Origin of the sequence: Pantoea sp. M_9, from assembly GCF_008631385.1 — a bacterium.
Taxonomy (GTDB): domain Bacteria; phylum Pseudomonadota; class Gammaproteobacteria; order Enterobacterales; family Enterobacteriaceae; genus Pantoea; species Pantoea eucrina.
The window spans coordinates 39,918-52,611 of the sequence record NZ_VWUF01000001.1 but is presented as its reverse complement, the minus strand read 5'-3'; the positions used below and the strand labels follow the sequence as shown (position 1 = coordinate 52,611).

13 protein-coding genes are annotated in these 12,694 nt (G+C 62.6%); 3 read left to right on the top strand and 10 right to left on the bottom strand.

Features of this window, described 5'->3' with window-relative positions; all coding sequences use genetic code 11:
* The 6 genes from pqqE to F3I15_RS00195 form a co-directional block, all read right to left on the bottom strand.
* A complete protein-coding gene (gene pqqE, locus F3I15_RS00220) occupies nt 1–1,140 on the bottom strand; it encodes a pyrroloquinoline quinone biosynthesis protein PqqE (RefSeq protein ID WP_150016102.1) in 1,140 nt (379 codons plus the stop codon).
* A complete protein-coding gene (gene pqqD, locus F3I15_RS00215; protein WP_039384271.1) occupies nt 1,127–1,405 on the bottom strand; it encodes a pyrroloquinoline quinone biosynthesis peptide chaperone PqqD in 279 nt (92 codons plus the stop codon). The genes pqqE and pqqD overlap by 14 nt, the downstream gene beginning before the upstream one ends.
* A 5-nt stretch (nt 1,406–1,410) precedes the next feature.
* Complete coding sequence (gene pqqC / locus F3I15_RS00210; RefSeq protein WP_150016101.1) at nt 1,411–2,172, bottom strand: pyrroloquinoline-quinone synthase PqqC; 762 nt, start codon at nt 2,170–2,172, stop codon at nt 1,411–1,413.
* Complete coding sequence (gene pqqB / locus F3I15_RS00205; protein ID WP_150016100.1) at nt 2,166–3,092, bottom strand: pyrroloquinoline quinone biosynthesis protein PqqB; 927 nt, start codon at nt 3,090–3,092, stop codon at nt 2,166–2,168. The genes pqqC and pqqB overlap by 7 nt, the downstream gene beginning before the upstream one ends.
* 55 nt (nt 3,093–3,147) lie before the next feature.
* Nucleotides 3,148–3,219, bottom strand: a complete 72-nt coding sequence (pqqA, locus tag F3I15_RS00200; protein ID WP_010617686.1) for a pyrroloquinoline quinone precursor peptide PqqA — start codon at nt 3,217–3,219, stop codon at nt 3,148–3,150.
* Nucleotides 3,220–3,358: 139 nt separating this feature from the next.
* Nucleotides 3,359–4,384: a dipeptidase gene (locus tag F3I15_RS00195; RefSeq protein WP_039384263.1), complete on the bottom strand. Its 1,026-nt coding sequence runs from the start codon at nt 4,382–4,384 to the stop codon at nt 3,359–3,361.
* A 150-nt stretch (nt 4,385–4,534) separates the two neighbouring features.
* Here F3I15_RS00195 and leuA point away from each other — a divergent pair, with 150 nt between their 5' ends.
* Complete coding sequence (leuA, locus tag F3I15_RS00190; protein WP_150016099.1) at nt 4,535–6,247, top strand: 2-isopropylmalate synthase; 1,713 nt, start codon at nt 4,535–4,537, stop codon at nt 6,245–6,247.
* Here leuA and F3I15_RS00185 read toward each other — a convergent pair.
* Both F3I15_RS00185 and F3I15_RS00180 read right to left on the bottom strand, forming a co-directional pair.
* The gene (locus F3I15_RS00185) at nt 6,168–6,950 is read right to left on the bottom strand and encodes a helix-turn-helix transcriptional regulator (RefSeq protein WP_150016098.1); all 783 of its coding nucleotides are present in this window, start codon (nt 6,948–6,950) and stop codon (nt 6,168–6,170) included. The genes leuA and F3I15_RS00185 overlap by 80 nt on opposite strands.
* Complete coding sequence (locus tag F3I15_RS00180; RefSeq protein ID WP_150016097.1) at nt 6,943–7,815, bottom strand: NAD(P)-dependent oxidoreductase; 873 nt, start codon at nt 7,813–7,815, stop codon at nt 6,943–6,945. The genes F3I15_RS00185 and F3I15_RS00180 overlap by 8 nt, the downstream gene beginning before the upstream one ends.
* A 205-nt stretch (nt 7,816–8,020) precedes the next feature.
* On the opposite strand from F3I15_RS00180, the gene pqqU reads away from it, so the two are divergent.
* Entirely contained in the window at nt 8,021–10,129 is a 2,109-nt protein-coding gene (gene pqqU / locus F3I15_RS00175; protein WP_190314857.1) for a TonB-dependent receptor PqqU, read from the top strand.
* Between the two features lie 37 nt (nt 10,130–10,166).
* Here pqqU and F3I15_RS00170 read toward each other — a convergent pair whose 3' ends face one another.
* On the bottom strand, nt 10,167–10,724 hold the full coding sequence (locus tag F3I15_RS00170) for an isochorismatase family protein (protein WP_150016096.1): 558 nt from the start codon (nt 10,722–10,724) through the stop codon (nt 10,167–10,169).
* Nucleotides 10,705–11,286, bottom strand: a complete 582-nt coding sequence (locus tag F3I15_RS00165) for a helix-turn-helix transcriptional regulator (protein ID WP_150016095.1) — start codon at nt 11,284–11,286, stop codon at nt 10,705–10,707. The genes F3I15_RS00170 and F3I15_RS00165 overlap by 20 nt, the downstream gene beginning before the upstream one ends.
* A gap of 95 nt (nt 11,287–11,381) precedes the next feature.
* Here F3I15_RS00165 and F3I15_RS00160 point away from each other — a divergent pair, with 95 nt between their 5' ends.
* Complete coding sequence (locus F3I15_RS00160; protein ID WP_370513318.1) at nt 11,382–12,560, top strand: benzoate/H(+) symporter BenE family transporter; 1,179 nt, start codon at nt 11,382–11,384, stop codon at nt 12,558–12,560.
* Nucleotides 12,561–12,694 lie beyond the last annotated feature (134 nt).

Genomic DNA, 12,694 nt, shown 5'->3' with positions numbered 1-12,694 from the left:
TCAGAGACGCTGTTTGACAATCAGCGTTGAGTTGGCCCGGTTGCGGAACTGCAGCTGGGCAATTTTGATATCGCTGCAGTTTGCCTCACGCCGCGCCTCCAGAATCTGCCCGTGATGCGGCGATTTGCTGCAGACCGGATCGGTGTTGTCGGCGTTGCCGGTCAGCATATACGCCTGACAGCGGCAGCCGCCGAAATCTTTATCTTTCTCATCGCAGGAGCGGCACGGCTCCGGCATCCAGTCAAAGCCGCGGTAGCGGTTAAAACCAAACGAGTCATACCAGATCGACTGCAGGCTCTGCGTCAGTACGGAGGGAAATTCAACCGGCAGCTGGCGCGCGCTGTGACAGGGTAACGCCGTGCCTTCCGGGGTTACGCTGAGGAAGATTGAGCCCCACCCGCCCATACAGGGCTTGGGACGCTCTTCATAATAGTCTGGCGTCACAAACAGCAGATTGGTCAGGTTGCCGCTCTCGCTCATGCGCGCCCGGTAGCGTGCGACCGTCTCTTCAGCACGGGCGATCTGCTCCCGCGTCGGCAGCAGCCCTTCGCGGTTCAGGTGCGCCCAGCCGTAAAACTGACAGGTTGCCAGCTCAACGTCATCGGCATCCAGCTCAATACAGAGGTCGATGATTTTATCAATCTGATCGATGTTATGGCGGTGCAGCACAAAGTTCAGCACCATCGGATAGCCATGCTTTTTCACTGCCCGCGCCATCTCAAGCTTCTGCTGAAACGCTTTTTGCGAGCCAGCCAGCGCGGCGTTCAGTGTTTCATCGCTGGCCTGAAAGCTGATCTGGATATGGTCCAGCCCGGCGTCCGCAAAGGCGTCGAGCTTTTTTTCGGTCAGGCCAATGCCGGAGGTGATCAGATTGGTGTAAAAGCCCAGGTCGCGCGCGGCGCGGATCAGTTCAGGCAGATCTTTGCGTACCAGCGGCTCGCCGCCGGAGAAGCCGAGCTGTACGCTACCCATGGCGCGCGCCTGGCGGAACACCTCAATCCACTGGTCGGTGGTCAGCTCTTTCTCCTGCTGCGCAAAATCGAGCGGATTAGAGCAGTACGGGCACTGCAGCGGGCAGCGATAGGTCAGCTCCGCCAGCAGCCAGAGCGGCGCATTGACGGCGGGTTTATTCGGGTTCACGACACTGGATCCATTTCTGTTCAACGGCGGACTGCAGGAAATCTTTCACGTCGTCACCGACGCCGCCAGCCTCGGGAAAACGGGCGTCAAGCGTGCTGACGATCGCGGCCACATCCTGTTTACCGGTCACCAGCTCCAGGATAGCCGCTGCCGTTTCATTCAGTTTCGCCATGCCTTCCGGATAGAGCACGACGTGGCTCTGCTGCGCGGCTTCCCACTGCAGACGATAACCGCGCCGGAAAGCGGGGATCAGGGTATCTTTCATGCGCATTACACCAGTCTTGTTGTGTGCCAGGCCGCCCGATCGGTGACCGTATGATAAGGCGGACGCTGCAGCACATAGGCCATTGTCATGGCATCAAGCATCGTCCAGAGAATATCGAGTTTAAACTGCAGGATCTCCAGCATGCGGTTCTGCTGTTCCGCCGTGGTAAAGCGCTCCAGCTCCAGCGCCAGCGCCAGCCCGTGCTCAACGTCGCGGTTAGCCTGGCTCAGGCGGCTGCGGAAGTAGAAATACCCCTCCTCTTTGATCCACGGATAGTGCTGCGGCCAGCTGTCGAGGCGCGACTGATGGATCTGCGGCGCAAACAGCTCGGTCAGGGAACTGCACGCCGCTTCCTGCCAGTCAGCGCGACGAGCAAAATTGAGATAGGCGTCAACGGCAAACCGTACGCCGGGCAGCACGTGCTGCTCCGACAGCAGCGCCTCACGCGTCAGGCCCACCGCCTCACCCAGCTGCAGCCAGGCTTCAATGCCGCCATCGCGATCGTGGCTGCCGTCGTGATCGAGAATGCGCTGTACCCACTTGCGCCGCGTGGCCGGATCGGGGCAGTTAGCCATGATCGCAGCATCTTTCAGCGGAATGGTGGTCTGGTAATAGAAGCGGTTTGCGACCCAGCCCTGGATCTGCTCGCGCGTTGCCTCACCGTTATGCATCGCTTTATGGTAAGGGTGATGAATATGGTAGTAAGCGCCTTTGGCGCGCAGCGCCTGTTCAAACGCCTCGGGGGTCAGAGCGTCGGTGATCACGATGCGGACTCCTGCAGGTGGATCGCCATCCCGTCCTGGCTCACTTCAATGCCCTGCTGCGTCAGAAACTGGCGCTGCGGCGAGTGTTCGTCGAGGATCGGATTGGTGTTGTTAATATGAATAAGGATTTTGCGCTTTGCCGGCAGCGCGGCCAGCAGCGCCATCAGGCCCTGCTCTTCAGCCAGCGCCAGATGGCCCATCGCACGCCCGGTGTTTTTGCCGACGCCGGTGGTCAGCAGCTCATCATCCTGCCAGACGGTGCCGTCAATCAGCAGGCAGTCCGCTTTCTGCAGCCACGGCATGATCACCGCATCCGGCTCGCCCAGACCCGGCGCGTAGAGCAGCGTCTGTCCGCTGGCGCGGTTTTCGATAAACAGCGCCACGTTGTGCCCCGGCAGCGGCCGGTCGCGGTACGGAGAGTAAGGGGGGGCGTTGCTGAGGATCGGGATCGCAGTAAACTGCAGATCGGGACAGACCGCCACGCTGAACGGCTCAAGCGGCGTCAGCGCATGATGCTTCAGGCCACCGTTCCAGTGCTGCAGCATGGTAAAGACAGGAAAACCACTGGTGAGATCGGCATGCACTTCGGGGGTGCACCACACCTGATGCGGACAGCCTTCACGCAGGCTGAGCAGCCCGGTAGTGTGGTCAATCTGACTGTCGGTCAGAATAATACTGCCGATAGCGGTGCCGCGCAGCACCCCTTTTTTCACCAGCTCAGGCGTCTGTGCAATCTGCTGACTGATATCAGGCGAGGCGTTGCATAACACCCAATCTTCCCCGTTATCACTGACGATAATCGAGGACTGGGTGCGCGCCTGCGCCTGAATGGTGCCGTTACGCAGGCCGCTGCAGTTGGCGCAGTTACAGTTCCACTGCGGAAAGCCACCGCCTGCCGCTGAACCGAGAACGTTAATAAACATGTGAAAGACCGAAGCAGAAAAAGAGAATGCCCGCACGAGCGGCGGGCAGAGAGTCTTAGCGGTTGGAGATGTACAGTGTCACTTCCAGGCCCAGACGCAGGTCAACAAACTCAGGTTTTTTCCACATAGTGTTCTTCCTCATCAATGAAAACGCAGAGCAGGCTCTGCCATAAATGCCGCTGGCGACTGCAGGCAGTACACCAGGCGCGGCGATGTTGCGCCAATGTCGCGCGGAGATCAACCCTGATTCACCAGGGAAACGCGGTTCAGGCCTGCCAGATCTGACGCAGCACGCGCTGCCAGTTGCCCCACGCGAGCTGTTCAGTCAATGCCTGATCATAGCCGAGACTTTGCAATAGCGCATAGAGCCGCGGTAAACCGGTAACATCTTTTAACGTCGCCGGCACGCTGATGCCGTCAAAATCCGATCCCAGCGCCACGTGATCGCGGCCCATAATAGCGATCAGATGCGCGGCGTGTTTAACAATTTCCGTCAGCGCGGTGCTGTCATCGCGTTTTCCGTCACTGCGCAGGAAAGCGTTGCCGAAATTTATCCCCACCACGCCGCCGCTGTCGCGAATAGCGCGCAGCTGATCGTCGGTCAGGTTGCGCGGCTGTGCGCAGAGCGCGTGCGCATTGGAGTGCGTGGCGACCAGCGGCAGCGTGCTGAGCCGCGCCGTCTGCCAGAACGCTTTTTCATTCATATGCGAGAGATCGATAACCATACGCTGCTGACAGGCCAGCGTAATCAGCTGCTCCCCCTCCTCCGTCAGCCCGTCGCCGCTGTCGGGCGATCCGGGAAACGCGCCGGTAACGCCGTGACCAAAGCGGTTAGGCAGATTCCAGAATGGCCCGATGCTGCGCACCCCGGCCTGATAAAACGCCTGCAGATCCGCGCCGGCACCGTCGAAACCGTCGGCGCCTTCGATGTGCGCCACCAGCGCCAGTACGCCATCGCGCCGGCAGGCAGCAATCTCTTCCGCATTCAGGCAGAGCCGGGCGCGACCGCCTGATTCCGCCGCCAGCGTTTTCAGGATCGCGAGCTGCTGCCAGAGAATGGTGAGCGGCGGCAGCTGCTCGCCGGCGCGCTCAGGCGCCACCTCGCTGAGATAGCCAGCCGGCGGCACAAACAGCGCAAACAGCCCGCCGCCAAAGCCGCCCTGCTGCATGCGCGGAAAGTCGAGATGCCCGGTTTCTGTACCGGAAAAAAAGGCGCGCGCCGGATCGTCGCGATGATGCAGCCAGAGCCGCAGTAACAGGTCGTTGTGACCGTCGAACGTAATAAATGACATAGCCTGCCTGAGCCGGAAATCGTGCCGCTATGCTACGCGCCCGCACCGCTTTCGCCAACCTGTCCGTTTCGCACGCGTGGTTGTCCGCTACGCGCAGGCGGGCAGCGATTCACCTGCGTCACACTGCAGGCTCTGCTAAAGGAGACGACGATGCTGACTCACCCTGCTGATAAATATTACCCGACCCCTGTGCTGCCGCTGGCCGATCGCCAGTGGCCGTCGCGCCAGCTCACTCACGCGCCGCGCTGGCTCTCAACGGATCTGCGCGACGGCAATCAGGCACTGGCGGTGCCGATGGACAGCGCCCGCAAGCTGGCGTTCTGGCAGCTGCTGCTGCGCTGCGGCTTCAGCGAAATTGAGGTAGCCTTTCCCGCCGCATCACAGACCGACTATGCGTTTGTGCGGGAGCTGATTGAGAAAGATCACATTCCGCCCCACGTCACTATTCAGGTGCTCACCCAGGCGCGCAGCGATCTGATCGATCGCACGTTTGACGCGCTGACGGGGGTGCGGCAGGCGATTGTTCATCTTTACAACGCCACCGCCCCGCTGTTTCGCGAGCGTGTGTTTTGCCAGAGCAAAGCGGAGATTGTCGCCCTGGCGTGCAGCGCCGCCCGTCAGATCCGCGACCGCTGTGCCGCGCAGCCTGACACGGCATGGACGTTTCAGTATTCACCGGAAACGTTCTGCTTTACCGAGCCGGACTTTGCGCTGGAGATCTGTGAAGCGGTGGCGGCGATCTGGCAGCCTGGCCCGCAGCGACCGATGATTATCAACCTGCCCGCCACGGTGGAGGTGAACACGCCTAACGTCTACGCCGATCAGATTGAATATTTCTGCCGCCACTTCAGCCAGCGTGCGGCGGTGACTATCAGCGTGCATCCGCACAACGATCGCGGTACCGGCACCGCCTGCGCCGAGCTGGCGCTGCTGGCGGGGGCCGATCGCGTTGAGGGCTGCCTGTTTGGCAACGGCGAGCGCACCGGCAACGTTGATCTGGTCACGCTGGCGCTGAATCTCTACACCCAGGGCGTGGCGCCGGGGCTGGATTTCAGCGATATGCAGCAGGTGATTGAGACGGTGACGGCCTGTAATCAGCTGCCGCTGCATCCGCGCCACCCTTATGCCGGTGAGCTGGTCTTTACCGCCTTTTCCGGCTCCCATCAGGACGCCATCCGTAAAGGCTTTGCCGAACGTGCAGCGCGGCAGGAAACCCGCTGGCAAATCCCCTATCTGCCGCTCGATCCGCGCGACATTGGCTGCAGCTATGAAGCGGTGATCCGGGTCAACAGCCAGTCGGGCAAAGGCGGCAGTGCCTGGCTGCTGGAGCAGAACCACGGACTGCAGCTACCGCGCGCGCTGCAGCAGGATTTCAGCCAGCGGGTGCAGCAGCAGACTGACACGAACGGCGGCGAGATGACGCATCATGCCCTCTGGCAGCTGTTTTGCCACCACTACGGCCTGACGCAGCCGGCGCGCCAGCTTGACACGGCGGAGAGCCAGAGTGACGAACGGGCAACGCGTATCCGCCTGCAGTTTACGACGGCATCGGGCGGGCGCATGCTGAATGGCAGCGGCAACGGCCTGCTTTCCGCCGCCGTCAGCGCGCTGCAGCAGCACTACGGGCGCGCAATCGCCATTGAGGATTACCACGAGCATACGCTGGGTAAACGCAGCGACAGTCGCTCGGTTGCCTATATCTGCTGCACTGACGCAAACGGCAAACGCGCCTGGGGTGTCGGCATCGACAGTGACGTGACGCGCGCTTCACTGCAGGCGCTGCTCAATGCGGCGGACGCCTTTCTGCCGGTGGAAAGTAGCCCGCCGGTGAAACGCCCAGCACGCGGCGAAACATCGCGCTGAACGCGCCCGGACTCTCGTAGCCGAGGTCCAGCGCCACCCGCAACACGCTCTCTCCCTGCGCCAGCCGCATCAGCGCCTGGCTCAGCCGGGCGCGCCGCAGCCAGTCGCCAAAGCGCAGTCCGGTTTCGCGGCTGAAATGGCGCGACAGCGTGCGCTCTGCCACGCAGAGTTCCGCCGCGGCCTGCGTCAGGGTCCACGGCTCTCCGGCGCTCTGCTGGATCCGGGTACAGAGCGCCAGCAGGCGCGGGCTTTGCGGCATCGGCAGATCAAACGGCAGCACATTCATTACCCTGATCTCATCGAGGATCAGCTCATAAATGCGTTCGCTGCGGCTGCCGGGAGAGTAGCCCTCCGGCAGCGACAGTGCGCTCACGATCAGTTCACGCAGCAGCGCGGAGATCTGCACCACCTGACAGCTGGCCGGCAGGTCAGCGCGCGCCAGCGGATCGATAAACAGCGTGCGGGCAGCGACCTGGCCGCCCGTCTGCAGCGCGTGTCGCGTGCCGGCTGGCAGCCAGACCCCACGGCTGGGCGGCACCATCCAGCTGCCGTGCGCCGTCTCAACCCGTATCACGCCGCTCAGGGTGTGGATCAGCTGCGCACAGGTGTGATGGTGCCACGGCTCGCGGGCGCCGTGCGCGTAATCGTGCGCAAAGGGTATCAGCGGGCGCCGGGAAAAATCGAAGCTTATCTGTTTACTCATCTCCGCGCTTCAGCCAGGCGTAGACGGAGGCCAGATCCTGTTCGCCGTAGCCCGCCTCCACCGCCTGCTGCCAGAGCTGCGCAATGTTCTCCAGCGCCGGCAGCCGGGTCTCTCCCGCCGCCTCCAGCGCCAGTTTTGCATCCTTCAGCGCCCAGGTAAGCTGCATCTGCGGGGTGTAGTCGTCGCTGGCAATCGCGCCGAGTTTGACCTTCGCGTAGGGAGCCGCCAGCGGACCGCCCTCCAGTACCCGCCAGAGATCGTCAGTGCTGAAACCAAACTGCTCCGCCAGCCGCGTGCTCTCGGCCAGGCTCTGCATCAGGCCAATCAGCCAGCTGTTCACCACCAGCTTCATGCGCGAGCTGGCGCCCGCCTCGCCCAGCCACTGCGTGCCTTTGCCGATCGCGGCAAACACCTGCTCTGCATCCTCAGCCCGCGTGCGGTCACCGCTGGCCAGCACCAGAATCTGGGCGTTTTCCGCCGGCGCTTTGGTGCCGGAGACCGGGGCATCAATAACGTTGATATCGGGACGCGCCGCGGCGATCTGGGCGATCAGCGCGTCGGTTGCCGCAACGCCGATGGTGCCCATCTGTACCAGAGTGGCATTCTGCTTCAGCACCGACGCGACGCGCGCCGCCACGTCGCGGGTGGTATCCCCGTCGGCCAGCATCGTAATCACCACATCCGCCTGCGCAGCGGCGGATTCCGCGCTGTCGCTCAGCTGCAGGCCCGCCGCCTCCAGATCTTCCCCTTTAGACCGGGTACGATTCCAGCCCTGCACGCGAAACCCTTTTTTCAGTAAGCTGGCGGCGAACGCATGGCCCATCGCTCCCAGACCCAGTACGGCTACAACCGGTTGCTGACGCATTTTCTCTCCTGATGATGTAAGCACTTCTCTTTACAGTGACAGAAAGCGTAGTACGCAGCCAGAGGTGCGTGGCGCGGCGATAACGTTTTCATCATACCGGCCACGATCCGCGCAGTTTTTTACGCTTTTCAATCAAATGACATAACCGGTAACATACCGCCCACTGAGCTTTTCTGATTTCTCTCTTTTTCTGACGGTTTTGATTATGAATATTGCTTTACTGCGTCAGGCGCTGCTGCTGCCGGCGCTCCTGCCGCTGCCGCTGCTCGCCGCAGATAACCCGGAGCGTACGCTGGTGGTCAGCGCGGCACCCGCGGCCAGCGGCCTCTCTGAACTCGATACGCCTGCAGCGGTAAGCGTTGTCAGCGGCGAAGATATGCGCCGGGCCGCGCCGCGCGTCAATCTGTCGGAGAATCTCGCCGGCGTGCCTGGCCTGCAGATACTCAACCGGCAGAACTACGCCCAGGATCTGCAGCTCTCGGTGCGCGGCTTTGGCTCACGCTCAACGTTTGGCGTACGCGGCGTTCGTCTTTACGTTGACGGTATTCCCGCTACCATGCCGGACGGCCAGGGGCAGACATCGAATATCGATATCGGCTCGGTGGCGCACGTGGATGTGCTGCGCGGTCCCTTTTCGGCGCTCTATGGCAACGCATCAGGCGGCGTGATTAACGTTGAAACCGCCAGCGGTGAACAGCCTCCCGTGCTGGAAGCGGGCAGCTGGTACGGCAGCTTTGGCAGCTGGCGCAACAGCCTAAAGGCCAGCGGCGCAACGGGCGACGGCACGCAGCCGGGCGATGTCAGCTACACCCTTTCCGCTTCACGGTTTACCACCCACGGTTATCGCGACCACAGCGCCGCACAGAAAAACCTCGGTAACGCAAAGCTCGGCGTGCGCATTGATGAGGTGAGTACCCTGACGCTGCTCTTCAACAGCGTGCATCTGGAGGCGCAGGATCCGGGCGGCCTGACCGACGCCCAGTGGCGCGACAATCCGCGTCAGGTTGCCAGTAACGTCTCCCTCTATGACGCCCGTAAAAGCGTGGATCAGACGCAGGCGGGCGTGCGCTATCAGCGTGAGATGAGCGAGCATGACGATCTGAGCCTGATGGTCTGGGCCGGCGAGCGTGAAACCACGCAGTATCAGTCCATTCCGGTTGTGGCGCAGAACAGACCCGGTCATCCCGGCGGCGTGATTGCGCTGACGCGCCACTATCAGGGGATCGATACGCGCTGGACCCATCGCGACGCGCTGTTCAGCGTGCCGGTGACGCTGACCGGCGGTCTCGACTATGAGACCATGACGGAAAAGCGCAAGGGCTACCGCAACTTTACCCCGGACGGCGCCCTGGGCGTGCAGGGCGAGCGCCGCCGCGATGAGCGCAACCGGATCTGGAACCTCGATCCCTATTTACAGAGCGCCTGGCAGCTGACGGACGCGTGGTCGCTGGATGCCGGCGTGCGCTTCAGCACGGTGAACTTTACCTCGGACGATCGCTACGTTACCGCCAGCGATCCCGACGACAGCGGCAGCCGTCGCTATCACCGCTGGCTGCCGGCCGCCGCGCTGAATTACGCTATCGATTCAGGCTGGAACGCTTACCTCTCCGCCGGACGCGGCTTCGAGACCCCCACGCTGAATGAGCTCTCCTATCGTACCCGCGGCACCAGCGGCCTGAACCTGGATCTGCAGCCCGCCACCAGCGAGACGCTGGAACTCGGCACGAAAAAACGCCTCGGCAACGGCCTGCTCAGCGCGGCGCTGTTTCAGACCGATACCCGCAATGAGATTGTTTCAGCCGGCAGCTACGAAGGACGCGCAACCTTTAAAAACGCCGGTGAGACGCGCCGCCGCGGCCTGGAGCTGGCGTTCGACCAGCAGATTGGCTATGACTGGCAGCTGAAAGCGGCGTGGACGCTGCTGGACGCCCGTTACCGCAGTAACGCCTGCGGTGACGAGAGCTGTCGCGGCCATCGTATTCCGGGCATTGCGCGTAACATGGCCTATGCGGGCATAGCGTATGCGCCGGAACAGGGCTTTTACGCCGGGGCTGACGTGCGCTATCTGAGCGATATTGCGGCCAATGATGAGAACAGCGTGCGGGCGCCCGCCTACACGCTGGCTGGTCTGAACAGCGGCTACAAGTGGCACATCAGCGACTGGACGCTGGATCTGTTTGGCCGCGTAGATAATCTGCTGGATCGCCACTATATCGGCTCGGTGATTGTGAATGAGAGCAACGGACGCTACTACGAACCGGCGCCGGGTCGTAATTACAGCGCCGGCCTTAACGTGAGCTACACCTTTAACTGACCAGCCGGTGCCTGAGCAGATCGGGCACCATCAGCGCTTACTCCGCCAGCAGCGCCAGTACTTCTGCGGTGCTGCCGGTCTCACCCAGCCGCGGGAAAATGCGCGTGACGCTGTTTTCATGCGTGTGCGCATCAAGGCAGGTCATGGCGTCGGTGGCCAGCGTCACGTTATAGCCGAGCGCATACGCCTCGCGCGCGGTCGACTCTACGCCAATGCTGGTGGCAATGCCGCACACCACCACCTGCGTGACGCCGCGCTGCTGCAGCTGCGCATGCAGGTCGGTCTGATGAAATGCACCCCAGGTTTTCTTCGTGACGCAGATATCATCCGCTTCCGGCTGCATCTCCGGCACCAGATCTGCCCAGTCGGCAGGTAAATCAGCGTCGTGGCGCGGCATCTCATTGCGCCCCGGCGCGCCGCCCGCGACGTTAACCCGTACAACCGGCAGATGGCGCGCGTGAAACGCGCCAGCCAGCTCACCGGCGCGCGCAATTACGTCGTCAGCGCTCAGCGGGGCCACTGGCAGACGGACAATGCCGTGCTGCAGGTCGATGATAATCAGGGCGGTGTGTGCATCAAGCGTGGTTAGTGCCATGGGGACTCCTCGTCAGTTCGTTAGCAGAGAGATAGTGTATCAGACTGTGGAAACGCAGCGGCGTGGCGAGCGGATTCGCGTAGCTGTGCGGTTTATCGGCGGCAAACTGATACGCCTCGCCCGCCCGCAGCCGCTGCGCGCCCTGCTCCAGGCCCAGCAGCAGCTCGCCCTCCAGCACTACTACCTGTTCAATGACCCCGGCCTCGTGGGCTGAAGAGCTGCTCTGCGCGCCGCCGGCGAGCGTCACCTCAAGCAGATCAACCCCTACCCGGCTATCAAACGGCAGCAGCGGGCGGACCTGCATCTGCGCGCTGGCCTCGCTGAATACCGTGGTGCTGGCGGAGTGCGGCGCGCCGCCGTGGATAAAGCGGGAGAAAGGCACGTTGAAACCGGTCACGATTTTCCACAGCGTAGCTACCGTGGGGCTCGATTCGCCGCGCTCAATCTGTCCCAGCATCGCTTTACTGACGCCGGTACGGGCGGCTGCCAGCGTCAGGCTCCAGCCCCGCTCCTGACGCAGCTGCTTCAGCGTCTGGCCTAACTCGTGTTGCAGATTATCCATATCGTCTCCTGAAAGCGTACCCTCCAGTGTATCACTTGTCGCGGCGGGGCACGCGTGCCACAATGTGCGTTATAACGCACAACAGGACGTTTTCTATGCATCTGGCTGACACCCGCTCTCTCCCGTTTATTCCGCTGCTGGTGGCCGGTTTTGTCGCCGTGCTGGTCGGCTACAGCAGCAGCGCCGCTATTATCTGGCAGGCGGCGCAGGCGGCGGGAGCCACACCGGCGCAGACCGGCGGCTGGTTTACCATGCTGGGGCTGGCGATGGGGGTGGCCACGCTGGCGCTCTCGCTGCGCACCCGCCTGCCGGTGATTGCGGCCTGGTCAACGCCGGGCGCGGCGCTGCTGGCGACCAGCGTGGAGGGGCTGAACCTGAATGAGGTCACCGGGGTGTTTGTGGCGGTTAACCTGCTGATCCTGCTGAGCGGCGTGACCGGGATATTTGCCCGGCTGATGCGCTTTATTCCGCCCTCGCTCGCGGCGGCGATGCTGGCGGGTATTTTACTGCGCTACGGCATCGGCACCTTTACCGGCCTGGAAAGCAACGCCGCGCTGTGCGGCACCATGTGCCTGGTCTGGCTGCTCTGTCGCCGCTGGCTGCCGCGCTACGCCATTATTCTGGCGCTGATCGCTGGAGCGGGCGTCACGCTGCTTCAGCAAAGCGTGATCCTGCCGCCTGACTCCTTCAGCTTTGCCCTGCCGGCATTTGTGATGCCGCACTTTACGCTCGCCGCCCTGACCGGCGTCGCGCTGCCCTGCTTTCTTATCACCATGGCTTCACAGAATGCGCCCGGTATCGCCACGCTGCAGGCGCACGGCTATCAGCCGCCGGTCTCCATGCTGACCAGCTGGACCGGGGCCATCGCGCTGCTCTGCTCGCCGTTTGGCGGCTTTTCGGTCTGCGTGGGGGCGATCTCAGCCGCTATCTGTATGGGCGATGAGGTTGACCCCGATCCGGCGCGCCGCTGGATCGCCGCCGTCTGCGCCGGGGGGTTCTATCTGCTGGCCGGGCTGTGCGGCGCGCTGATTGCGGCGCTTCTCGGCGCGCTGCCCGCCGTGCTGATTGCGACGCTGGCGGGACTGGCGCTGCTGAATACCCTCGCCGGCAGTTTGCAGCGCGCGCTGCAGGAGCCGGACCAGCGCGACAGCGCCATTATTACCGTAATGATCACCGCCAGCGGCATCTCTCTGGCCGGTATCGGCTCCGCCTTCTGGGGGATGGCGGGCGGCGTGCTGGTCCACCTGCTGCTGACCGCCCGTCGCCGCGGTTAATCCGTAACCATTTGATACCGGAGCCGGGGAAAAACAGCCTGTTTACCCCCTCTTTTCGCGCCTTTGATTTTCCGTATTTGGCTTAAGATCACTTTTACGCCATCAATACACGCTGTTTTGCACGTGACCTCCAT

Coding starts and splice junctions, on each gene's coding strand:
- pqqD (WP_039384271.1), bottom strand. CDS start 1,405: ATGAAAGATACCCTGATCCCCGCTTTCCGGCGCGGTTATCGTCTGCAG.
- pqqB (WP_150016100.1), bottom strand. CDS start 3,092: ATGTTTATTAACGTTCTCGGTTCAGCGGCAGGCGGTGGCTTTCCGCAG.
- F3I15_RS00195 (WP_039384263.1), bottom strand. CDS start 4,384: ATGTCATTTATTACGTTCGACGGTCACAACGACCTGTTACTGCGGCTC.
- leuA (WP_150016099.1), top strand. CDS start 4,535: ATGCTGACTCACCCTGCTGATAAATATTACCCGACCCCTGTGCTGCCG.
- F3I15_RS00185 (WP_150016098.1), bottom strand. CDS start 6,950: ATGAGTAAACAGATAAGCTTCGATTTTTCCCGGCGCCCGCTGATACCC.
- F3I15_RS00180 (WP_150016097.1), bottom strand. CDS start 7,815: ATGCGTCAGCAACCGGTTGTAGCCGTACTGGGTCTGGGAGCGATGGGC.
- pqqU (WP_190314857.1), top strand. CDS start 8,021: ATGAATATTGCTTTACTGCGTCAGGCGCTGCTGCTGCCGGCGCTCCTG.
- F3I15_RS00170 (WP_150016096.1), bottom strand. CDS start 10,724: ATGGCACTAACCACGCTTGATGCACACACCGCCCTGATTATCATCGAC.
- F3I15_RS00165 (WP_150016095.1), bottom strand. CDS start 11,286: ATGGATAATCTGCAACACGAGTTAGGCCAGACGCTGAAGCAGCTGCGT.
- F3I15_RS00160 (WP_370513318.1), top strand. CDS start 11,382: ATGCATCTGGCTGACACCCGCTCTCTCCCGTTTATTCCGCTGCTGGTG.